Below are 25857 nucleotides of genomic sequence, written 5' to 3'. Positions count from 1 at the left end.
TAGTTTAACCTTAAAAATCAAATAAAAAATGTAAAGCTTATCGCTCTACATTTTATTGTTATTTTACATCTTCGTCTTTGACTAAAAGTTTTACCAAAGAAAGTCCAAGTACAGAAACTGCAGTAAGAACCGCAAAAACAATAGCAAATATTTCTGGTGTGTTTAATCTTGATTCTAATAATGAAATTTCTTTAATAAGAAGTCCTGTTTGAGAAACTTGTGTATATCCATCTTCAATTAATCTAAGGTATTCAATTTCTGATGAATAGAATCTTAAGTGGTTAATAAGGAAAATTAATCACACAGCAAAAGAAATAACAAATGCTCCTAAGAAAATTAATGAAAGGACTTTAAAAACTTTCATTAAATTGTTTTTATTCATAGTCATTTTTTATTCTCCTATATATTTTAAATTGTGCATTTTTAAAAATTTTTATGCCGTAATAAGTTTAACACTAAAAAATGTGATTTTATCAAAAAACTTTTGCTCTAGCTAGTTCAAAAAGTTCTTCAGCTGTGCTTGTTCCGTTATTTTTTATCCTATTTTTAAGATTTTTAAATAAATCAATCTTGCTTTTTAAATCATTATAAATTCTAGGTTTAAGATCTTCATTTTGATTATTTTTTCATTCAAAATTTTTTGTTTTTCAGAAGTTAAGAAGATTTTGTTTATACCCATTGTAATAATAGTTATAACTATTATTAAGCGCATTAACAATCTTTTGAATTTCTACTTGTTGTGCTTCAGTTCATTTAATTTTATCATTTAACTGTTCTTGAACTGATACAAAAATTTCTTCTACTTCATCGTTATTTGGTAATGATAAAAATTTGTAAGCTTTAATTGCATCTATTTGCGCCTTTTCAGAAGCATAACTAGAAGTTGGAAGATAATTTCCAGAATCATTTTTTTCTTTAATTGTTTTAGCAAGTTGCAATAAAGCTTCAATTCATGCTCTGAGTTTGAGACGAGTTTCATCTTTAATATTTGCATTATTTTTCACACCATCAATTGCTTGCTCAATTGAATTTAAATAATGCTCCATTGATCAAATCAAATAATCATATTTATTATTTTTATTGGTGTTTTTAAGTTCCTCAAGCAAATTTTTAAATTCTTTTTTAGTTCCATCAAGAGTAAATGAGCAAGAAATAAAAGTGCTTAATGGAAGCAAAATGCTAGTAAGGGCGCCTAGATTTAAAAGTAATTTTTTCATATCTATAAATAATTATAAAATAATAAAAATTAATTCTAAAAAATCTAAATTTTTGTATAGCAGTTTTTTAGAATTAATTTTTGAACTTTTAATCCAAAAAATAGGAACTAAAAAAATTATTTTTTTTGCTATATTTTTTCAAAAATTATTAAAATAATTCATATCAAAAAATTAATTTAATATTAAGGAGAAATAATGGAAACTAAAGAAGAAAAACCTCAACAGCGTTTTTTTAAAAATAAATGAAAGAAAGTGGCGTTAGTTTCCTCCGTCCCGATAATAGCAGGTGCTATGGTATCACTTGGAGTATATAAATACTCAAAACCTTTTAAACCTGCTTTTTATAACTATAAATCTTATATGTATCAAGGTAATATAGATAAGATCAATAATAATTTTACTTACAAAGTATTTGACGAAATTATCGAATTTACAACCGCTCTTACTAACCGTAAAGTTAGTGCTGGTATTGGAAGTGAATTCCAAGCAGTTGGTTTAATTAAAAAAGACTTGATTCGTCCAATAAACTTTCAAAAATTTTTCCAGCTTGATCATAAGCCAAATAAAACTGAGCTTGAAGCGATGCTTAAAAACATTTACACCGAGCCAGTTTGAAATCATTTAGCTTCATATGATAAAGATATAAATGATGCTAAAGATCTTACTGAAGAGCAATGAAACCAGTTCAAAGAGAAAAATCCTGATTCAATTAAGCACTTATGAGAATATGTACTTCCTTATTATGTTCAAGATTCAATGATTGGTTATAATCCTTTAAAATCAAAAGCATCTAAAGATCCAATCACTGAAGAAATGCTTCGTGAAAATGCTAAAAAACTCAATGAAAACTACTGAACCAAGTTAGGTAAAAAATTTGAAAAAGAAGGTAAACAAGATGAATTTACTACTATATTAAATGGTGTAGATCAAAGAGATCTTAAACCATTTAACTATGCTTCAATTTTTAACATCTTTAACTACCTTTCACATAATGGATACTCAAATTTCGTAATTACTGATGCAGTTAGAAATAATATGCTTTATGGTAGTGCTTATAATAAAGTTGCGCTTGATTCAACACCTGATGCACCTTTTGAACTTGAAAACCTTTTTACAGGTAATACCACAATTGCTAATTACAAATGATCGATTGATAACTTTATTTCACTTGTGCAAGATTCAACTTCATTTAGAATCGCAGATGGAAAACACATTGCTTTTGATGGTGATGGACAAAACATTTTACGTAATTTAATTGATCCATCAAGAAAAGATGTTGATGTTGCTTTAATGTTTAATGGTGATGCTCTTGATGCTTATTATTCAGAAGATAATGAACTTAGAGATGAAAACGGAAATATTGTTCCAGATGGTACTATTCAAGCTTTCAAATTTAACAAAAACATCATATTATTGGACACATTTGTCGTTGCTAAAGATGTCAATGAACAAACTGAAGACATTATTTATGATTCAATTAGAAGCACAATTTTTGCAAACTTAAACAAAATTAATAACGTAATGGTTGCTAAAAGAATTACAGATAAAACTGAAGCTATGAAAGAGACATTGCTTGATTATTATCAAGAATACCTTGAGTTTGTTTTCGGTGAAAAACCTGAGCTTTTAACTTCAATGCTTGATGAACTTAAAGCCATTTACAAAGAAACAATTAAAGAAGAAATTTCGAATGAAGATTTACAAAAATTCAATGAATTTGTGACTCAAAAATTTGAAAATGATCCTGCTTTAATTGCACAATTTAAAGAACTTTTCCCTCTTGAAGAAGAAAATGCTATCGAAACTGATGAAGAATTTGTTGCAAGAGTTGCTAATATTCTTTCACATGTAAATTTAGGAAATGAAGCTTACTTTGAAGAAATTGTTGAAACAAAATATCCTAATCTTACTAATTTTGACTTTATTAACTATACCCCTTCAACTACTGTTGATTATGAATTTATTAGAAGAAACTACTTTATCACTGATGAAAATGAATATGATTTAAGAGCAATTAAAATTTATGAAATTGCTCTAACTGATAAACAAAGAGAAGAAAACTTTGAGCACAAAGGCATTGGTTCAGTTGATGATAAGCTTCGTTCACAACTTGATACATACTACTTTAATAAAACAAAAAGTTAATAACAAAATAAATAAATTAAGATATAATTAATTAGATTTTTCAAATTAATTTAATTAGAAAAAGGGAGGTTAGATCATGGCTAACATTAAATCTAAAGTTAAAAGTATTGCTAAAATGGAAGCTGCTCGTGTAAAAAACGCTGCTATGAAATCACGTGTTAAAACTGCTATCAGAAAAGCTCGTGAAGCTGTTTTAGCTAATGCTGAAAACGCAAGCCAATTAGTTGCAAACGCACACTCAGTAATTGGTAAAGCTGTTTCTAAAGGTGTTTTCCACGCTAACAAAGGTGCTAGAAAACACTCACGTTTAGATCAATTTGTTGCTTCACACAAAAACTAATTTAGTGTGAAACTTAGATGTAGCTTAGGCTACATCTTTTTTTATAAAAAACAAACCTTAATAAAAAGGTTTGTTTGCAAAATTTAACTATATCTTTCAACTAAATTCTTAAGTAAGCATACAACTGTCATAGGTCCAACACCACCAGGAACTGGGGTAATGGCGCCAACTTTATCTTTAACATCTTCAAAGTCAACATCACCACAAAGATCAGCTGTAAGCTTATCATCTAAATTAGTCCCAACATCAATAACAATAGCACCTTCTTTAAGGTTATGAGCTTTGACAAATTTAGCTTCACCAATAGCAACAATAACTAAATCACTAGATTCAATTCCTTTAATTCCAGTTTCTTCATTAAAAGTTGATACGTGAGTATTGTTTCTTTTTAAAATGTGAGCTACTGGTTTTCCAACTACTTTTGAACGTCCAACCACACTGATCCGGTTATCTAAAACAGGGATTTTGTAATGTTCAATAAGTTCCATTACAGCTCTAGCTGTAGCTGGAATGTAGTGTTTTGAATTTGGCTCATTGTAAAGTAAAAATTCATTTCTAGCGCTAAGTCCATCGATATCTTTATCATATGGAACAGCATCTAAAATAACTTTTTCAGGAATGTGATCTGGAAGTGGCAATTGCACAATAATTCCATCTCCTCATTCATTGATTGAATCAAGTTTTTTAAGCAATTGGTTTTGAGTAATTTTTTCAGGGTATTTGAATAATTTCCTTCAATTCCTACTTCTTCACATTTTTTTAATTTAGCACTAATGTACTTATTTGAAGCAGGGTTATCACCGACTTGAATAATTGCTAGACGAAGAGGTCTTGGTAAATTAATCTCCTTAATTTGTTTTTTAAGAGCTTCAAGCTCTCTTTTTGCAAGTTCTTTTCCACTTAATATTTGCATTTTAATTCCTCCTCATATTTAGCTAATTCTTTTTCATATTTAGCTAATTTTTCTTTTTCTGCATCAACTTTTTCTTTTGGTGCTTTAGCAACGAAATTAGGATTAGATAAAATGTTACTTGCTCTAGTAATTTCATTTTTCACAAAAGCGATTTTGTCAATTAAAGCTTGCTTATTTTTCTCTTTAATTGATTCATCTTGTTTAAGATATAAGTTAATTTGATCTAAGGCAATTAAATAATCTTTATTAGCTTCTCTTTTAGCAAAAGCCATCTTATCAATTGCAATAATCATTTTCGGATCAACTACATTATCAATGTCATAGTAAATAATTTCTTTTTTAGAAAGGTTATTTTCTTCACGATATTTACGGATTTCAGTTACAACATCGATAATTTGATCAATATATTTAACGTTTTTATTCTCACGAATAATTGGTCATTTTTGCTCAAGAAGTTCTTTGTCAAATACTTCTGAATAAATCCGATCAGTAATAAAAGGCATAAATGGATGAAGGACGATTAAAGTTTTTTCTAAAATTCGCATTGCTCCACGTTTTGATGGGTTAGATTTAAGAAGTTCAATGTATCACCCGCTTAATTCATTGAAAATATAACGGTAAATATCTGAACCAATAACAGCAAAGTCATATTTATCAATATTACGGTTGATTTTTTTGCTTAAATGCGCTAATTTATTCATAATTCATAAATCAGCATCAGTTAAGTTTTTATTTTCATCTTCAGGCATTTCGTCAATGAATCTAGCTATGTTTCAGAACTTATTGCTAATTTTTCAAGCACTTTCAACTTTATCTTCGCTAAAACGAATATCCATTCCAGGTGTTGAATTAGTGATTAAAGATCATCTAAGGGCATCTGAACCATATTTATCAATCATCTCAATTGGGTCAATTCCGTTATTGAGTGATTTAGACATTTTTCGTCCTTGCATATCACGAATAAGCCCATGCATAAGCACTCTTTTAAACGGAATTTGTTTCATAAACTCAAGTCCAAAGAAGTACATTCTAGCTACTCAGAAAAAGATAATATCATAACCAGTAACTAAAAGTGAAGTTGGATAATAACGATTTAAAAGGGTGTTATCTTTTTCTGGTCAGTTCATAAATACAAACGGTGCAAGCCCCGATGAAAATCATGTATCTAAAACATCACTATCTTGGGTTCAATTTTTCCCTGGTGATTTAACTTGAACTTTCATATTTCCATCTTGATCATATCACACTGGAATTCTGTGTCCTCATCAAAGCTGACGTGAGATAGCTCAATCATGAACATTATCCATTCATTTTTTAAGCGTTTCCCTAAAACGTTTAGGGAAAAATTTAACTGCTTCTTTGCTTTTTAAATTATCCAAGATTAAATCTCTAAAATGATCCATTTTAACGAATCACTGAGGCATCACAAGAGTTTCGACAACTGTTTTTGAACGATCTGAAATAGCCACATTTGAAGTTGTTTCTTCAACTTTTTCAAGTAAGTTTTTTTCATCTAAAAACTTAGCAATTTCTTCACGAGCTACGAATCTTTCTAAACCATTGAAACGCTCAATATCAGAAACAATAATTCCATTTTTATCAATTGTTTCATTAATTTCAAGGCCGTGCTTTTGGATAATGTCAATATCAACTTCAGCATGAGCACTTAATTTCATAAGCCCGCTTCCAAAGTTTGGATCTACATATTCATCAGCAATTAATGGAATGATTTTGTTAGTAATTGGATGTACTGCTTGTGCATTTTTTAAATGCTTATAACGCGCATCTTTAGGGTTATAAACTACAGCTACGTCACTCAAAAGAGTTTCAGTTCTAACTGTTGCAATTGTTAGATGCTCGTTTGAATTAAGTAGAGGATACTTAATGTAGTACATTTTTTGAACTCTTGGCTCGTTAACTACTTCAATATTTGATAAAGCTGTCTGTAATTTAATATCTCAATTAATTGCGCGGTTTCCTTTGTAAATGTAACCTTTTTTGTATAAATCAACAAAGACTTTAAGTACCGCTTTATTAGCTTTTTTATCTAAAGTAAAACGCTCACGATCATAATCAAGTGCAAGCCCAACTTTTGATCACTGTTTTCTGAATAAAGTCGCATATTCTTTTTTTCATTCTCAGACTTTATCAACAAATCCTTCTCTACCTAAATCATGTCTAGTTTGCCCTGTGCTTTGATAAAGTACATCTTCCACTTTACTTTGAGTTGCAATTCCAGCATGATCCATTCCAGGAAGTCATAAAACGTCGAAGTTTTTTAATTTTTTATAACGAATAATGGTATCTGGAATATAAACATCAAGAGCATGTCCAAGGTGTAATTTTCCAGTAACATTAGGCGGAGGTAATAAAATCGAAAATGGCTTTTTCATTTCATCATGAGTAGAAAAATACCTTTTCTTTTGCCATTTAGAATCGATCCCTTTTTCTACCTTTATGTGTTCGTAAGTTTTATTCATTTTCACCTCATAAAATAAGTAAATTTAGTAATAGAAGTATCATATATTTATAAAATATACTAGTCTTTATAATTATAAATTATTTACCTAAATAAATTGTTAAAAACATTATAATTTCAAATTATGAAAAAATTAAAAACATTATTTTTGGGTTCATTAGCCCTAATTTCTCCACTTTCTTTTATCTCATGTAATGATAAAAGTAAAAATGAAGTCGATTTATACCAAGAAATCACCAAAGATGCTTCAGTAGCTTCTTTATACGAAACTTCTTTTAAACAAATCAATGATTTGTTAATTTCTAGCGTTGATGAAGTAATTTCAAATATTAAAAATAATGAAAATATTAAAGAACGCTTTAAAGATAAACAAGAAGAATTTGAAATAGAATTAGCTAGAATTCAAACTGAATTGTTAAATAAAGAAAAAATGGCTGAATTTTATGAAAATGGGCTTACTTTACTTAAAGAAGACCTTGCTAAAAATAACAACAAGTACCAATTAAGCATTATTTTAGGTAAAATCAACAACTATACATTTTCTAATGGTTCTTACCCAACAGCAATTTTAAATTTTGCATATAATTATTTAAACAAAGATACAGCTAAGAAAATTGACGCTTTAGTTAAAAAATATGACCTTAGAAAACTTTGACTTCAAGTAAATAATAACTTTAATTACTTTAAAGAAGAAATGGACTTATTTTTAGATAAATTTGCTCAAAATGAAACTGGTGAATTTACCATTGCTCCCAAAGATTTACTCAATAAAACAGCAGCTTCACTTAATGAATTTGCAGCTGGATTTAAAACTGCAGTCGCAATTAAAGATGATGCTGAACAAAATCAAAAAATGACCGAATTAATACGAAATACAGCGACAAAATATCAAGAAATTGTAAAACAATTCCAAGATAATTTTGCTAACATCATTTACAAAAATGGTGAGCAGTATGAAAATCGTCCATTTAGCTTAACATCACTTCATTCAACATATGAAAAAATGGCTGAAGCTGGTTCAGAAAATGAAGATAATGCGGTTGTTATCAAAAGAATTCCTTTTGTTACAAAAGAAGATGTTGAAAGCTTGATTAGTGTTTTTGCAAAGCAAAATCGTTCACTTGATACTGATGAAAAAAGACAAGAGTGAATTAATGGAACAAATGAAAAATTAAATCAAGTTTTAGCAGATAATGTCGATAAACTTGATTTGGAAAATGTTGATACTCTTGATGATTTAGTCCCTTTCCAAGCAATGAGCGTGACATTAAAATTATCAAATAACGCAACTAAAGAAACTCCAATTTTAATTTATAAAAAGAATGACCAAAATGAGTTTGATAAACATAATTTAGACCCTGAAAGTATTGTAGGTAAAAAATTATTATCATCCCAAATTGCTGGTAAAGTTAAAGAAAAATACTTAGTAAAAATGGATTTAGATTACCTTAAATTCTTTAGCAAAAACAGCACTTTTAACCCATCATTTATTGAGTTTTTCAAAAAATTAAATGCCGATTCAATTAAAGATAATAATGGAAGATTTATTTTGCCACAAACACCATTTGCCTTTGTTTCATATTTAGATTTAAAAGTTGTTTCTTTAAATGTCCAAGATAATAATTTAAATCTTGAATTTAAATTCTTTGACCATGGAAACGGAAGAATTATCGACACAATTGGTGCTACTTTCTATGAATCATCAAAAGCTAGATTATTTGATTTTTCATCTACTAACCAAGATGATAATTTACCAATTACAAATTCAACACTTTACTTTGAATTATCAGAAGAGCAATATGATAAGTTAATTGGAAGTAAAATTTTAGAAGAGAAGACTTTTGAAGACGTGCAACCTGCAAGAGATCCACAAAATCCTGATCAAATTTTACCTCACCCTGGAGTTGCTCCTGAAGCACCAGAAGCTCCAGCGCAACCAAATGAGCATGCTTATGATAATGAAAATATTTCTGAAGAAGAAAACAGGCTAAATACCAAGCTGAGCTTGAAAAATATAACAAAGAACTTGAAGCATATAATCAGAAAAAAGCTGAATATGACAAGCTTATGGAAAAATACAATGCTGATTTAGCTCAGTACAATGAATTAAATGCTAAATACATCGAAGTTCAAAAGCAAAAAGAAGAATATCATAAGGCGCAATTAGCTAAATTTGCAGAAATTGTAATTGATTTATCAATGAATTAATAAACTATTAGTTTATTCCACGCATCTTGCGTGGTTTTTTTAAAAATTGCTTTGCTAATTAGCTTGCAGTCGTATAAAAAATAAGTTCAAGCCGAGCCTAAAGAATAGCTTTAACTGGAAGCTTAGAATCAAAAAACACCAAAGCTAGTTGCTTTGGTGTTTTGTTTTAATTAAGGGGTAAATATTGCATCTGCTGCAATATAAATTAAAAGGATTTGAAATAATTATTTATTATCGTTCTTCTTTCTTACGTTTTCCTAAGTTTGACACTTTTAAAACTTAAAACGACGAATAACCCTACAATATAGAGCTATTCGTCGTTTTTATATCACAATTCCTATATAGTAAATTTTACGTCTTCACATTTACCAATAGTTTCAATTGGTTTAAGTCCAAGAACTTTTAATATAGTTTTGAACTCTTCAGATTCTTCTGATTTAATATAAGTATTTATTTCTGGGATAATTGATAATTTTTGATTTTTAATTGATTCAATTATTTTATTCGTAGGAAGCGGATAACCACAATATTCAAGAACAAATTCTAAATATCTTTGAATCGTGAGTGCAAGGAAGCAAATTAAAAAATGTCCTTTGATTGTCTTTTCAGTTGAAAGATAAATTGGTCTTACTTCAAAGTTTGTTTTCATCACTCTAAAACTTTCTTCTATTTTTCAAAGTTTTGAATATTGTTCAATAATTTCCATTTCATCCATATCTTCATGAGATGTTAAAATTCCACAAAATCCATCTGCGGCTTCATCTTTCAAAATCGCTTGATGATCTAACTCAACTTCGTTAGCTGAAAGTTTTAAATACTTCTTACCACCTCTTTTCATTTCTGATTTTATAGCTGATAAATTGAGTAATTTTTCAGCTTTTTTAATAAGTCTTTCACGATCTTTTTTATCTTTTCTTTGTCTCTTTCCAGAGAAAGTTAAAATCAGTTTATTGTCAATTTCATAAAAGGTATTATTAGATTTAAAAAGCTCTTTGTGATCTTGTTTTTTCACACTGAATTCTTCATACATCATTTTATATGTATCAAGATCATAAATTCCTTCAATTTTATTTTCTTTACCTTTGATTTTGTAAGCCATTATGTAATCGTATCCTGCTTGTTTTATGGCTAATAAGTTACTTTTTGAGTTTAAACCTCTATCTGCAACAATAGTAATTTTATCTATACCTAAGTCTCTTTTTATATTCTCTAAAACAGGTTTTAAAGTCAAGAAATCAGATGTGTTTCCAGGGAATAAATCATAATAAATCGGTATTCCCATATCGTCGATTAAAAGACCTAAAACAACTTGAGTTTGGTTAACTTTATTGTCTTTTGAAAAACCAAATTTTCTAAGTTCATCAGGTATAAAACTTTCAAAATAAACAGTTGTAACGTCATAGAAACAGAATGTTAAATTTCTGTTAATTTTGTCTACAAATTGTTCATTTAAATGTTTTAAAATATCCGCTTTTTTATCCTGTAAAAACTCAAGTGATCTATAAATGTCTTTCAAACTATCATCAAATTTGTATCAATATTTTTTAATTTTTTCAACTGAACTTCTTTTAGAAGATGGTTCTAAAATTCTTGTTAAAATTAGCATTTTTGTAATTGATGCTAGGTCATATTTTGACCTACTATTTTTCTTTTGTAAGTCATTTAAGAAATTTGGTAATTCTAGATAATTTATGATTTCTTCGTAAACTAAATTTCCATATCCTTTAATTTCTGTTCCTTTAAATTTGTCCAATTTTAAAGAATTCATGATTTGTAAAATTTGTTCGTTTCTATCTTTTTGTTTTTGATTTTTCTTTGAACTAACAGATTCTTTTAATTCTTCAATGAAGTTTGGATTATCTTTTGTAAGATCTTCTAATTTACCTAAAAATTTTACTTCTCTAATTTTTGGTTTTTTAGTTTCTTTATCTCAATATGATTCTACGATTCTTACATATTGTGTTTTATTCTTTTTGATGATTTGTACTGATGCCATAATTTGTCCTTTTTACCATATTATACCATATATTTACTATATATGAAATAAAAAAATAAAAAATTTCTTAATATATGTAATATATTAAGAAATTCAAAAAGTCTTAAAAAAGACCAAAGTGTCAAAGTTAGGGCGCAATTAGCTAAATTTGCAGAAATTGTAATTGATTTATCAATGAATTAATAAACTATTAGTTTATTCCACGCATCTTGCGTGGTTTTTTTAAAAATTGCTTTGCTAATTAGCTTGCAGTCGTATAAAAAATAAGTTCAAGCCGAGCCTAAAGAATAGCTTTAACTGGAAGCTTAGAATCAAAAAACACCAAAGCTAGTTGCTTTGGTGTTTTGTTTTAATTAAGGGGTAAATATTGCATCTGCTGCAATATAAATTAAAAGGATTTGAAATAATTATTTATTATCGTTCTTCTTTCTTACGTTTTTTAGTAATAAATCAAAGAAGGATTGTAAGCCCAACAATAGTTGTTGATAAAACAATTAAGATTCAAAGTCATGGTGATTTTGCAAATGAATATTTATTTTTAGTAACTTCTAAAGCGGCACTGTAAATAACATTAGAAGCATCACGTTTTTCAATGTTTTTGATGGTTGCAATGTCTTTTTCAGTTAATTTATCACCATTTTTGTTAATTAAATCAAAGTAATTATCTTTAATTAATCCTTCATAGAATTGCTGATATTGGTTAGGAAGAGTTTGATGAAGTTCATCAAGAACGCTTTCGAATCTAGTTTTATTTTTATCAAGTAAAGGATTAACTAAATCGATTTCACATTGAGCAACTTTGTTTAATTGCTCTTTTTTAGGGCTAAGTGTTTGTTTAATTGCTGCTAATTCTTGAGAATTTAAAGCAAAGTCAACGTGAGTTGCAATTGCTTTTTCTAATCTAGCTTTAACATCGCTATAATCACTTGCAGCAACACTTGAATTTCTATAATCTCTAAGGGCATTAGATAAATAGTTGTATTGCTTATAAGCATTAGCTATTTTGTCATAATCTGGATTATTAATTCCAATTTGTTTAATTCGATCAATAATTTGATCAATTTCCTGATCGCTTAAAGCATTATCTTTGTTATTATCTAATAATTTTTTAACTAATTGGTTTGCTTCTAAGATTTCGATTTTAAGATCTCTATATCAGCTTTCACTTGAAGCATCCGCATTTTTAACACGATTAATTAATTGCTCTTTATCTAAGCTAGACAAGTTTGGTTGTGAATTAATTCAATTAATTAATTCTTGTTTTTTATCATTTAACTGCTGTGCTTTATCTAACACATCATAACGTTTTTTAGGATCATTTGTGCTTTCGATTTGATCTTTAAATACCTGTTTTTCCTTATCAGATAAATTAGGCATATTGTCAATTAAATCTTTAAGGTTTTGTTTATTATCAAGAATATCTTCAATAGCTTTCTTGATTTGATCCACGATTTGTTCTATTTCTTTAGCTGTTTCATTTTCTAAATCATTAAGAGCTTCTTTACCTTTATTAATTGCCTGATCATAAGCATTTTTCTTATCACTTGGAGCCACAACATATGGACTTTCTTTAACAAAGGTATTAGACTGATTTACTAATTTTTCAAGTTCATCAGCAAGAAGAGTTTTTCTTTGTTCTCCATTAAGAGCTTCAAAATCTTTTTTAACTTTAAGGTAAATTTCCTTAGTTTGTTCTAAATTAAGACCTTTTCCAGTTTCTTTATTAACTAAATTAGTAGCTTTTTCATAAGAAGCATCAAAGTTATTTTTAAGATTATCGCTAGCATTAATGTAATTGCTTGACTGTTTTGGATCTAAGTTATTTCCAGATTTAATTACATTCTCAATGTAATTATTTAATGTTTGCATCTGATCATTTAACTTAGAAGCTTCCTGGTTAATTTCATTTACTTTTGAAATTAACTGTGCATTTGTAATTTGCTCTTTGAAGTTATTAATTTGAGCATTATTTAAGCTTGCATAATCATCTAATTTATTTACAAGCTCATTTTTAGCATTTTCTAAGTTTTCTTTAGCTTCAGCAATTAAGTTTACCATATCTTCTTTAGTTTTATTAACTAAAGCATCAATTTCCTTGCTTAATTCATCTCAATTTACTGGATCGGCAAGATCTTTTTTAATTAAATTATCATTATTAGTTATGTCAGTATCTAAATTATTTTGAGTTTCCTTAGTTGCGTTTTGATACTCATTTTGTTCTTGAAGCTCTTTAGCTTGCTTCTGAACCTTTTTAAGCTCTTCCATTTTTGATGAAAGGTTTTCTTTTATTTGCTCAGCTTCTTCAAGTTCTTGATCATTTTGAGCGTTTTGCACTTTCTCTGCTAATTTTTCTTTTTGTGATGGTGTTAAATTAGGGTCCTTATCAATTTTTTTAATAAGATCTTCTTTTTTATTACTGAAGTTAGCTTGACCATTAAGTGCATTTTTAGCTTCTGTAAGTTCTTTTTCAATTCTTGCAACTTCGCTTAAATCAAGGTTTTCCCCGTTGGCTTTATCAACTAAGTTTTCAGCATTTTTAAGTTTAGCATCATAATTTGATTTTAAATTTTCATCAGCATTGTCATATTTAATCGGATGTTCTGAAAGTTGCTTTTTAGCTTCGCTAATAGCATCATTTAACTGTTTCATAGCACCATCTAAAGTATTTGCTTTAGCTTTGATACTTTCAACAGTTTCAAGTAATTTAGCATTATTAACTTCTGCAATTAAAGCTTCTTTTTGTTTATTATTAAGGTTATTTAAACCATTAATGTAACTAATTGCTTCATTTTTAGCATCAGCTAATTTTGCATCACCATTAAGATTGTTAATTGCTTCTTTTAGATTTGAAACAAGCTCGTTAATTTTTTCTGGATCAATAATGCTTGATTTTTTATTCTCAGCATCTTCACCTTCTTTTGATACTTTTTCTACCTCGATAAGTGCATTATCATAATTGTTTTTGTAAGGTTTTTCATCTGTATTATCTGCATTAATGTAATTTTCAGTTTCTTTTGTTTTAGCTTCTTTTTCTAGCTTAGCTAAAACATTAAGATCTTTCATTGCTTCATTAACTTGATTTGCAATTTCTTTAACTTTAGCAACTCCTTCAGGGGTTTTCTGTTCAGAAACTTTTTGTTTAAGAGCATCTTTTTGAGCTTGATTTAAATCGCTAAGGTTATCAATGAAATTATTTGCATCATTTTGAACTTTAGTAATGTTTTGCTCACCATTAAGTGCGTCAAAAGCATTTTGAATTGCATCATTAATTGCTTTAATGTTTTCAGTATCAAGTAATTTATCGAAAGTGTTATTGCTTAAATTATTATTAAGTGCCTGTGCATTATCAATTGCTTTATCATAAGCATCTCTTAAAGCTTTTTCAGAACCAGTGTAACGAATTGCTTCTTTATTTGCACTTGCTGCACTTATATTATCTTTTAACAATTTAGTTGCTGAATTAAGTGCTGAATAAGCTTTATCAAGTTCTTCTACTTTTTCAATTGTGTTTATGTTGTTTGAATCAATTTGATCTTTAGCAGTCGCTTTTTGTGCATCACTTAAATAATTGTATTTAGTATCAATATTATTTTTTGCTTTGGTTTTTGCCTGAGCAAGTTTTTCATCACCATTAAGCGCTTCTCTTGCATCAATTAATTTTTTATGTTCTTCCTTAACTTTTGCTAAATCAAAATTAGGACCAGTTTCAACATTTGTATTATTTGCTTGGTTTGTTAAAGCATCATCAAAAGCTTGTTTAAGACCATCATCTGCTTGAGTGTAATCTACATCAGTTTTTGAAATTGGGTTAGAAGCAAAATTTTCGTTTTTATAAGAAAGCATTGCTGCATCTAAAATATCACCATTATTTTGAATTGCTTCAATTTGAGAAACATTATTATTAATAACTTGATCAACTAAATCTTGTTTTTGAGCATTTGTAAGATTTGCTAACTCTTTAATGTGCTTAATAGCATTTGTTTTTGATTGGTTTTCTTGTTTTGCTTGTTCAACTAAAGCATTAACTTTTGCATCAAAACTTTGAGCATTAGATTCTATTAATTCTTGAATAATTCAAGATGGATTTATTGATTTTTGGTAAGTTAATGGAGCTTTGTTTATTAAACTTTCATAATTTTCTTTTTCTTTTGAACTTAAGTTATTTAAGTTAGCAACAATATTATTTGCTTTACTTTTTGCTGAATTTAAATAATTTTGTAATAATGCAAAAACTTCATCACGGTTAATATTTTTATCAAGTAAGTCAACATTATTTTTAAGGGCTATCTTTTGCTCATCATCTAATAAAACAAATTGATCTATTTTTGCTTTTAGATCTTTTCTGCTTCCATCTAAATTATTAGTTTTTGTAATAAGGTCATCAGCAGCTTGATCAACACTATTTGCTAATGATTCTAAAGTTTTTGCTTTTTCTTCAGTAAATTCAACCGATTCAATTGCTGTTTTTTCTGCAATTGCACCATTAAGAGAATTATTTAATGCTTCTTTAGCAGTTTGTTCATCTAATTTAAAAATTGGTTGGTTTTTAGCATCTTGTGCATTAATAATTGCTTGCTCTAATTTTTTAAGGTTAATATTTAAGTTTGTTGCATTATTTTGAATACTTTGAGCAGCTTGAAGTGAATTTTGATTTTCAACAACATTATTAAGCTGATTTCTTTGCTCTGCTGTTAATTTCTCAAGCTCATTAATTGTTTTTTTAATTTTTTGAGCGTTTTCATCACCATTTAATGCTTCTTTTGCAGCAGATAATTCTTGCACTAATTTATTTAAGTTTGCAAGATCTTTAGCGTGGCTATTAGGACCAATTTCTGTGCTTAATTTACTTAAAGCATTATCAAAAGCATCTTTTTTCTCTTGATCTGATAAACGGTAATCAATTGATTTTTTATATTCTTCCGCTTTAAGCTTAAGTTGATCAGCTAATTGTTTAGCGTTATTATATGCTTTTGCTTCTTCTAAAATTGTCTGAGCTTCTTCTGCATTTATAGCGTTATCAATTCTTGCTTTATAAGCATCTTGTTGATTAGTGTTAATTGCTTTTAACTGATCGATTAAGTTTTTAAGTGTTTGTTTTTTAGCATTTTTAAGAATTTCATTCAATTGTTCTTGTGGCGCTGGAGTTTGATTATCAATTGTAAAATCAACCGCTTTAACTTGTTTAATGTATTCTTGAAGTTGCTCGCTACTTAAATCAGTAAGTTTATTTAATTCATCAATTGTTTTTTGTTTTGCCAAGTTGTAACGTTCAGCTTTTTGTTTAATTTCATTAATTAAAGTCGCTTTATTTGAACTAGTATTATCAATGTTATTGATATTAGAAATTAAATTACTAATTTCATTTGAGTTTAAATTACTTAATTGATTAATTTCTTGGATTGCTTTTTGCTTTAGACCATCTAAGTTAGCAAAAGCATGTTCCAAACTTCCGTTTGTTTGATTATCAGCAATTAAAACATCTAATTTTGAACCTTCTTTTGTTCCGTCATTTTCAGTTGAAGCAATAAGTTCTTTAGCTGCATTGAAAACTGAATCATAAGCTAGTTTTTTAGCTTCTGATGCATAAGTGTAATCATCTAATGAATGAACATTTTTATTTTCATATTTAGTTACTAAATCTTTAAGCGTGCTCATATTTTCATTAATTGAACTATAACTATTAAATGCATTTTGAGCATCTGCATAACTTACAGAATCATTAATTGCTTTAATTAAGTTTGAAGTTTGTTTTGGATTTAAATGTGGATATAAATTATTTATTTGATTTATTAAGTCTTGTTTTTGAGCTTCTAAAACAAGTTTATCTAATTCTTTTTTACTTTGTTCACTTAAAGCGATTGGATTTGAATTAGAATCAACTGTTACAACAAGATTTTTAACTTTTTCGATGTAAAACTCTTTTTGTCCTTGTGAATTATTTGAATTTGTTGTTAAATGTTTTAATCCATCAATTAATCCAATTCTCTTTTCTTTTTCAGAATTAATTAACTTGACTTTTTCAATTATTGCACTAATTTGATCAGCGTAATTGTCTTGAAGTAAATTAATTCTACCAAGATCTGCTATTAAACCTTCTTTTTCTGTGCTATTTAAATTTGGATATTGTAAACTATCATTAATTTTATTTTTAGCCACAACAATTTCACCATCTAATAAGGCAAAAAGATTTTTTAAACTATTAGCTTCGTTTTTATTAGCAATTAAAGTTTCTAAATTATTAATTGCACCTGCTAATTTTCCATTATCTGTTGTTGAAACAAGCAGATCTTTGGCATATTGCAAGTTTTTATCAAAATTGTTTTTTGGTGTTTGACTAGCTTCTGAATATTTTGAATTGGTATTACCATTTTTTAATTCTTCAATTGCAGGAATTACAACTTCTTTAAGTTGTTTCATATTTTCATTAATAGAATTATAGCTATCAAATTTCTCTTGAGCTAATTCTTTTGTTGTTTGTTTATTGATTAAGCTAATTAAATCAGCTTTTTGTTTAGGGTTTAAGTAAGTGTAAGTTGTATCAATTAAATTAATTAAACCTTGCTTTGCAGCATCTGTAACAATATTTTCAAATTTTTGTTGATTATTTGAATCGTTTTCATTGTACTCTGCATTTTTAATTTTTGTAATATACTCTTGTTTTTCTTGTTCGCTTAAACCATCGATCTTTTTAATTTTTTCTATATATTTTGCTTTTTCATCATTTGCTTTTTTAGCTTTATTAAGAATCTCAGTAATTTCTTCTTTGCTTTCTGCATTTTCAATCAACTCTTTATATTTAGTTTTTTCTGCTTCTGAAAGATTTTCAAGAGCTTCAATTTCTTTTGACGCACTATTTTTTTGCAGGTTAATTAATGCATTATCTAAAGCATTAATTAATTGATCAACTTGATCAGCATTTGCATTAGCGTTAATTAAGTCTTGTGGAGTTTTATTAATACTTGTATTTCTGTTATTAATAACATCTTTTGCATTAGTTAAAGCATCATCATAAGCTTTTTTCAATTCCTTAGATGCATTAATATATTCAGAAGAATTTTTATTAGTTGTTTCTTGAGATGCCTTATCAATTAATGTAGACATTTTTTCATAAAGTGTATCAGCGTTATTTTTAACTGCCTCGATGTTAGTTAAATCATTAGATTTGATTTGCTTTTTGATTTCATCAATTTGTGAATCATTAAGTTTTTTAGGCTCGCGATCGTTAATCTCATTAAAGGCATTTTCTTTAGATGTATTATCGTTTTGAGCACTTTCTACAATATTATCAATAAGCTCTTTTGAATTAGAATTATTAGCTACAAGATCAACTTGATCAATTTTATTTTTAAAGCTTGTTTTTTCATTATCGCTTAAAAACTCAAGATTATCGATTAATTTTTTAGCTACTTCTTGATCACCGTTTAATTTTGCAAACTCATTTTTAAGAGAACCGTTTGTGATTTCATCAGCAATTAAGGTATCTAAAATGCTTTCACCATTATCTTGATTAGAAGTTAATAAACTTTTTGCTTTTTCCATCAAGTTATCAAAATCAGTTTTATTTGTAGCTTGAGTATATTTATCTTTTGTTTTATTTGTTTCAAGTTCATTAATAATTTCTTTTAATGAATTCATTTTAGAGTTAATTGTTTGGTAATTTGAAAAAATATTATCTAAATTATTTACTGGTTTAGTATTTAATTTACTAATTAACTCTTGTTTTTGTTTAGGGTTTAAGTTTTGAAGTTCATCAACGCGATTTAGATAAGCTGTTCTTTCGAGTTTTTCTTTAACTTTATCTAGCTCATCAGTAGTTGATTTGCTATTAGCTTCATTAGTTGATTCTTTTGCTTGCTTTGGTGTTATTTTACCTGCGTTTTTGTATTCTTCAATTTTACTTAAAATTGAATTTCGATACTCTTCTAAATTAGTTAAGAATCCTGTTAAGCTAACTTCTTTGGTTGCACTAATATCAGTGGAACCAACTGAATCGATGGTATTCAATTGGGCTAAAGATTTATTAGTTTTGATTTTAACAGAGATATTAAGTGTGCCACTAACATCATCTGTGCTAACAATACTTATTACTTGTCCACTAGCTTGATCACTTGATCTAATTACATTATTATTAAAAATTAATTGAGCAGGTTGCACAAGTGAAGCTTTGGTATTATTTTTGTCTAATCCTGTGTAATTTACAAGTGGATTTTGACTATTTGCATTAACTAAATCTTGCGCTAACTTAGCAATTCTTTCTGCTTCAGTTGTAAATTGGTTACTTTGAACATTTACAAACGCTTCTTTTGAATTAGAAACAGCACTGTTTAATCCATTTTGAGTAGACTGAAGGTGGTAAGTGATTTTTAATCTACCTGTAATATCATCAAATTTGAAACTGTCGTAAACTACTTTTTGAGTATTTGAATTCATTGTGACTTTAACATATTGTTCGATATTGTCGCTAGTAATTTGAGAAGCAAGAACTTTAACAGCATTTTTAGTAAATGAAACATTAACCTCATTATTTAAACGATTTACTTCTTCGTTTTGATTTGTTAAAAATCCTGTTGCACCATTATTTTTGTTTGATTGATAAACAACATCTTTAAGGTCAGCTTTAGTAGAAACAATGCTTCAAGTTCAAGTAGCACTTCCGTTTTCATCATTTGTATTAGTTAAAGCAGGAACAACTTTTGCTTTTGAGTTAGCTAAATTATTGTTAATAGTTTCAACATCAAAACTTGAAACATTTAAACTTGATGCTTTTGTAGTATTTTTATTAATTGTGCCTTTAAGGTTAATAAGACCGAAATTATCTAATTTTGCAAGTCTTTCCTTTTCATTTTCAAAATCACTAACAACTACATTTGCAAAATGTTTTGAAATAGCACTTGGTGTAGTAACTAATTTTGAAACTACATCATAAGAAATAGTAATTTGACCATTACGTTGATTTGTGTTATTAACAATAATATTTGCAATTTGTTCAGTTGCACTATTATAATTTGCAAAAGTTAAATAATTAGCAACATTAGAATTTTTCACAGCATCTGCACTAATTGCTTTGCTATTTTTAATTGTAACTGTTGGAGAAACTTCATTAATTCTCACTGATTCTGTTTTAAATCCTGTAAGAGAATGTGGTGCATTAGCATCATTTAATGTAACATCTTGAGAAACATTTAAATTAGGTTTTGCTGAATTAACAGTATAAGTGAAATTAATTTTTCCATTTCTTAAATCTTCTTGAGTTGGAGTTTGAATTACAAAGTTTGAAATAGAAAGTTGAATTGAAGGATCTGAAAGCTCTTTTAAAGTGTTGTTTTCTCTAACTTTAAACAGAATACCACTTGTTTGTGCTTGGTTAGGTGTGACATTAGCGCTATTTGGGTATTCCGCAACTAAATTAGGTAAAAGAGCCGCAATTCTTTCTTGCTCCATTTGTTCAACAGTTTTAAAAGGACCTACAACAACAGTGTCAGATACTTTGTTTGATTTAGGAGTTGCAAAGTTTGCTCATGATTGTCTTGAAGAATCGTTAATAGTAATTAAATTAGTTTTTTTACGTGTTGAAATTAAAGCAAAGGTTGTTTCAATATTACTTGTAGCAGCATCTCTTCTAGTAATATTAACCTGATCTACTCTTGCATTTTGAACATTAGAATTAGCTGTTAAGCTAAAGTCTGCATTAGTTACATTATTTACATCTTTATTTTTATTTAAAACGCTTGAAGTTACATTACTTGCTTTCAATAACTCATTTAAACGGATAGTTTCAGTTTTAAATCCTGAAATTATTTTAGTATAAACTGTATCTGATTTAACATTTGTCATTCCATATTTAGTTGATTGAAGTTTATAACTAACTTGTAAATCACCAGTTACATCATCATAACCATCAATTACAACATCACTTGCGCTTGCTTGTCCAGTTATTTGGAAATTAATTTTATTAATTGAATTTGCAAGTTTAAGTGCTGATGCTTGCACTTGTTTATCTGATACATCAACATTAACTAAAATATTATTATTTTCAGGATCATTTAAACGTTCTTTTTCTTCTTGTGAAGAAGTTTTAAAGTTAGTAATGAAATTTGTTGTTTTAGTTGAACTAATTTGAATATCTGGTTCGTTTTGGAATTTGCTTGAAGTGATTTGATATTCTAATTTTAATTTTCCATTAGCATCATCTATTTCAGTTGTTCTAATTTTAGTTACACTTGTGTTAGCCTCAGGTGTATATGTAGTTGTAAATTGATCTAATTGAGCATTTTTAGCTAAAATGCTTGCAGAATTTGGATAAGTAAACTCAACAACTAAATTATTAATTCTAGTTCTTTCTTGTTCAATTTCATCACCATTAAGAGCACTAATAGCATTTGACAATGCATTTTTTTTACTTTTTGTGTTTTTAAGCACTTTTTCTGTAGAAATAAATTGACTAATTTCTTTTAATTTTGAATTAGCATCAATTAGATCTGAAACAGAGCTAAGAGCATTGTTGAAACTAGTTTTTTTAGAATTTGAAGCACTTGTATAATCTGTTGTGTTTTGTACTCTTTTAGCGTCATTAATTTGAGATACAAGAGATGGCACAAAATCATTTAATTCTTGCGCTTTATTAAAGACTGCTTCACGTTCACTTTGTGTACCTTTATGTCTAATTTCATTTAAAATTTGATTTTGCAATTGTTCAGTTAAATTGTTAAATGTTTTAACTCTTGTTTCATATGAATCACCATTTAAAGCATCATATGCATTTTTAAGATCTGATTTAAGTGTATTTATAGAACTAGAATCAACAATCGCTGGAGAAGTTGTATTTTGAAGCACTTCTTTAGTTTTTTGTAATTTTGTTTCAAAAGTTCTTTTAACATCATCAGTTGAATAAGTGTAATTGGTTGAAGTTAAATTTCTAGTTGCTTCATCTAAAGAATCAAATTGGTTTTTAAGCTCAACCATTGAAGTATTTAAGTTTGAAATTTTATCAGAGTAAGCATTTTTAGTTTCTCTTGTGAAAGTAGTTTCTTTAATTTCCTTAATTAAAGCATCTTTTTGATTTTGAGTTAATGCAGAATTTTTCCCATCAATAGTTGACCAATTTACTTTATCTATTAATTGTTTACGGTAACTATTTTGAGTTTTAAAAGGTAAAATAGCACTTTGTAAACTTAGATCATCACCAAATCTAGTGGCTGAATTTTTATTAATTTGTGCATTATCAATAGCATCTCTTAACTGTTGTTTTTCAGCAGCTGTTAAATAAGGATAATCTGAATCAATATTATTTTTTAAGTTTTCTTTAGATTTATTAAATGCTTCATTTGTTTTTGATTGTAAGAAACTGTCAGTTTGAGCAATTTTATTAGTTAATACATGTGTATTGGCATCATAAGAATAGTTGTTTTCAGCTTGGTTATTTGCAACAACATTTTTAAATGTTAATTTTTGATCTTCTGTTAAAAACTCAAAACTATCAATGTTTCTTGAATATTCTTCTTTATTACCATTTGAGCTAACCATTTTATCAACTCATTGAGATTTTAAGTTAGCATAAGCATCATTAATAAAAGCATATAAACGTGTTAAATCTCTATAAATGCTATCAGCATTAGAAACACCTTCATCATTAAGTTTCTTTAAATAATCCTTATATCATTTATCACTAATAAGATGATTTTCTTGGGTTGAATTAGCATAAATATTGTGATAATCAGAATCAGGATTATTGTTGACAAATTTATCTTTTTCATCTTTAATAGCTTCGATTTTCTTATATAAAGTCGAAATTGCTAAACCATATCTATTGACAATGTCAGCCATTTTATTTTTATAATTTTGATCATTTACGTTCCCGTCTTTTACAAATTCGTATCTGTCCGAAGAACTTGGTTTTGTATTTGGATCATCATAAAATTTAATTGTTTCGTAAATCAATAACGTTTTTAAACTTTTTGAAACTACTGACAATTCACTAGGTAATGAGAGTGGAGCTAAAGCTTCATTTAAAGCTTTTTCAAGGTTTTCTTTACCAGTTCTTGCTACTTCTTTTAAAAGACGATCTTGAAAATAAACATCTTTCTCTATTCTAGGTCAATCTTTGAATTCAGTAACAATATTTCTGTCTTTTGCTTCTGGATCATTATTAAATTCTGAAACTATGTTAAAGTATGTACTAATTGGATTAGAGTTATTATTAGATCCTCTTTGAACAAAAGGACGCATTGATGTTTGCATTAAATAAAAGTTGGTTTTCATTGGTACTTCAATGTTATCAATTGAAAACGCAGGTGTGTTAGAATCTTCATATTTTGTACCTTTAGATAAAAGGTAGTATGATTCTCCTTTTCTTTGTGATTCATCTAATCTATCGATTCAAGAAATAAACTCTTTTAATGTATTCACTTTTTTGGCTAATACACCATCATTTCATTCACTTTCTTGAGCGTTAGTGAAATTTGAAGCAAGAAAATCAGATGCATCGTTGCTTGGGTCAAATAAATAACTATTTTTATAATCATTATTACTTTGGTTTTTTATAACCATTGTAGCAGTTTCGATAACTTTATTTTTTTGAGCTTTGGTTAATCATTTTTTACCATTAAGATACCTTTTAACTTTTTCTAAATCAGTTAAACGATAAGTAATATCTTCAAAAACATAAAATCCATCATTTATTTTGTTTGAAAAAGATGTTAAAGGAGTTCCAGCAGAGTTAGCTGCATATCAAATTTTATCATCTGTATCTTTTGTAAAAACGGGTTTAGCAACTAATGAATCTTTATTAGCAATTATTGTTGATGAATTAACAGTGGATTTAGTATCGTATTCTGTTAAAAATTCATTATTTTGATTTTTGGCATTTCTTAAACTCTCATAATTCTTTTTAGATTGAGTATAAATTAATTGATATTGAATATCTTTAGATTTATCAATAAACTCGATGTTTGTTCTAGGCAAGTTATCATTTTCACTTGCAAACTCAGGCTCTACAAATGATCTTTCTCTAGTTATGAATTTTTTAATCATTGATTCATTACGTTTAGAAACTTTCATAAATCCAGAAGTCATGGAATGATAACGATTTTCACTTCAAAACCTATTAGTTCCTGCTCCAATAAATGAATTTTTTAAATTAGAATTGTTAACATTTATAGGTGAACCGAAAAATAAGTCATTTGTATTTTCATTGTGTTGTTTAACTTCAAATTCAATAATTACTGAAGGGATATAATCACCTGTTACTCTTGAAGCCGTAACATGGAAATTAAAAATAGATCCTTGATTATCTCTAAGGACATTTCTGATTGATTTTGATACGTCACCACCTGGTTGATTTGTATATTGGTAAGAATAATTTTCAATTGCTTTTCAACCAAGACCAAACTTAGTTCTTCCTTGATCATCTACTTTATAATCAAAATCCGAAGGTGTAGAAGGTACTTTTGAATCAATTAAGATTTTATCTAAAGAAGATCTAGAACCACCATTTGACAATCAATTTTTAGTGTAAGCATAATTTGGTGAGTTTTTAACATCTTCTGGAACATTTTTATAATAAGAAACATATTGATATTTGTCAAGAGAAGCTCAATATGAAATTGAATCATTAACAATAACGTAGTTTGCTTGATCTTTAGCAATGTTTTCTACAAAGTTAATTGTATAAGGGTTAATTTCATCATCATTCTCATTTCAATTACCTTTTTCATTAATTTTAAAAACATATGTTTTTACACTTCCTGGTTGTATTTGTGTAAAGTCGGTAGTATCTTTGTGTCTAGCAAATAACGTAAGTTTTAATTGCCCAGTTAAAATAATGTCATTAGACATTCAAAAAGCACCATAAAAATTTGAATCTTTAGTATATAAATTAGTTAAATTAAATCCAATTCTAAATTTTTTAGTGTTTGAATTCGATGAATAACCATCACCTGATCAAAAGTTCCCTTTTGCAGTATTATCCCCAGATCAGTTAAATGTATTTCTTTGTCCTCATTTGAGAAAATCATAAGCACCAAGAGCTATATTACTATATCTCCCGCTATAAATTGCTGCTTGTTTTTCATTTACACTAAAAAACCTACTTCAATCACGAGTAGACATTAGTGATGGAGATGTTTTATTTAAACCATCGTTTGTTTTTGTGCTAGGTGTAGTCCCTATATCTAAATCACTTCGATTACCCTCTAATTTTAAATAATTATAAAGTTGTGGCTTATCAAAGGTTGTTGGAGTTAAAAAGTTGTAATTGTCTAAATTTCTTCCTGAATTTATACCTTCGATATTTGCATAATTATTTCAAATAGTGTCTTCAAAAAAGTTGGTGACTTCTTCAAACTGAGTATTTACAACTTCATTTACATTTGCAGTTGCTGGATCATTTATCGTAACTGATAAAGTTGCAAATAAACTAGTAAGTGAAACACCACTTGCTAAGACAAACGGGATTTTCTTTGTTTTCTTATTTCTGTGCATAATTTATCACTTCTTTCTTTTAAATTATTGTTATAAAGTATTTAATTTATAAAAAGATTTCTTTTCTTTTATTAAAAAATA

At 27.8% G+C, this 25857-nt stretch carries 9 protein-coding genes and 1 pseudogene; 4 read left to right on the top strand and 6 right to left on the bottom strand.

All coding sequences use genetic code 4. The annotated features are described in order from the left end of the window. Nucleotides 1-58: 58 nt before the first annotated feature. Nucleotides 59-382, bottom strand: coding sequence for a hypothetical protein (locus tag GOQ20_RS03010; protein ID WP_167845349.1), 324 nt, complete (start codon nt 380-382; stop codon nt 59-61). Between the two features lie 88 nt (nt 383-470). Beyond that, entirely contained in the window at nt 471-1217 is a 747-nt protein-coding gene (locus GOQ20_RS03005) for a hypothetical protein (protein ID WP_167845348.1), read from the bottom strand. Between the two features lie 195 nt (nt 1218-1412). Here GOQ20_RS03005 and GOQ20_RS03000 point away from each other — a divergent pair, with 195 nt between their 5' ends. Together GOQ20_RS03000 and rpsT are read left to right on the top strand one after the other, a co-directional pair. Continuing rightward, nucleotides 1413-3362, top strand: a complete 1950-nt coding sequence (locus tag GOQ20_RS03000) for a hypothetical protein (RefSeq protein ID WP_167845347.1) — start codon at nt 1413-1415, stop codon at nt 3360-3362. Between the two features lie 76 nt (nt 3363-3438). Further along, nucleotides 3439-3702 (top strand): 30S ribosomal protein S20, encoded by a 264-nt coding sequence (gene rpsT / locus GOQ20_RS02995; protein ID WP_167845346.1) that lies wholly within the window; start codon nt 3439-3441, stop codon nt 3700-3702. Between the two features lie 83 nt (nt 3703-3785). On the opposite strand, the pseudogene GOQ20_RS02990 reads toward rpsT, so the two are convergent. Together GOQ20_RS02990 and GOQ20_RS02985 are read right to left on the bottom strand one after the other, a co-directional pair. Continuing rightward, a pseudogene (locus GOQ20_RS02990) lies at nt 3786-4615 on the bottom strand (bifunctional 5,10-methylenetetrahydrofolate dehydrogenase/5,10-methenyltetrahydrofolate cyclohydrolase). Next, the gene (locus GOQ20_RS02985) at nt 4603-7095 is read right to left on the bottom strand and encodes a valine--tRNA ligase (protein WP_167845345.1); all 2493 of its coding nucleotides are present in this window, start codon (nt 7093-7095) and stop codon (nt 4603-4605) included. Before GOQ20_RS02985 ends, GOQ20_RS02990 begins: the two are co-directional and overlap by 13 nt. A 123-nt stretch (nt 7096-7218) precedes the next feature. Between GOQ20_RS02985 and GOQ20_RS02980 the strand changes: the two genes are divergently transcribed. After that, nucleotides 7219-9186: a hypothetical protein gene (locus tag GOQ20_RS02980; protein ID WP_167845344.1), complete on the top strand. Its 1968-nt coding sequence runs from the start codon at nt 7219-7221 to the stop codon at nt 9184-9186. Further along, nucleotides 9162-9302, top strand: coding sequence for a hypothetical protein (locus tag GOQ20_RS02975; RefSeq protein ID WP_167845343.1), 141 nt, complete (start codon nt 9162-9164; stop codon nt 9300-9302). Before GOQ20_RS02980 ends, GOQ20_RS02975 begins: the two co-directional genes overlap by 25 nt. A gap of 337 nt (nt 9303-9639) precedes the next feature. Here the strand turns inward: GOQ20_RS02975 and GOQ20_RS02970 are convergent, their stop codons facing one another. Both GOQ20_RS02970 and GOQ20_RS02965 read right to left on the bottom strand, forming a co-directional pair. Next, nucleotides 9640-11298 carry an IS1634 family transposase gene (locus GOQ20_RS02970; RefSeq protein ID WP_167845068.1) on the bottom strand — a complete coding sequence of 553 codons (1659 nt, stop codon included), beginning with the start codon at nt 11296-11298 and terminating at the stop codon, nt 9640-9642. 414 nt (nt 11299-11712) lie between these two features. Next, entirely contained in the window at nt 11713-25776 is a 14064-nt protein-coding gene (locus GOQ20_RS02965) for a GA module-containing protein (RefSeq protein ID WP_167845342.1), read from the bottom strand. Nucleotides 25777-25857: the final 81 nt, after the last annotated feature.

It is taken from the genome of Mycoplasmopsis gallinacea, assembly GCF_012220205.1.
Lineage (GTDB): Bacteria > Bacillota_I > Bacilli_A > Mycoplasmatales > Metamycoplasmataceae > Mycoplasmopsis > Mycoplasmopsis gallinacea_A.
The sequence above is the reverse complement of the archived record's forward strand: the minus strand, read 5'-3'. Positions and strand labels throughout refer to the sequence as shown.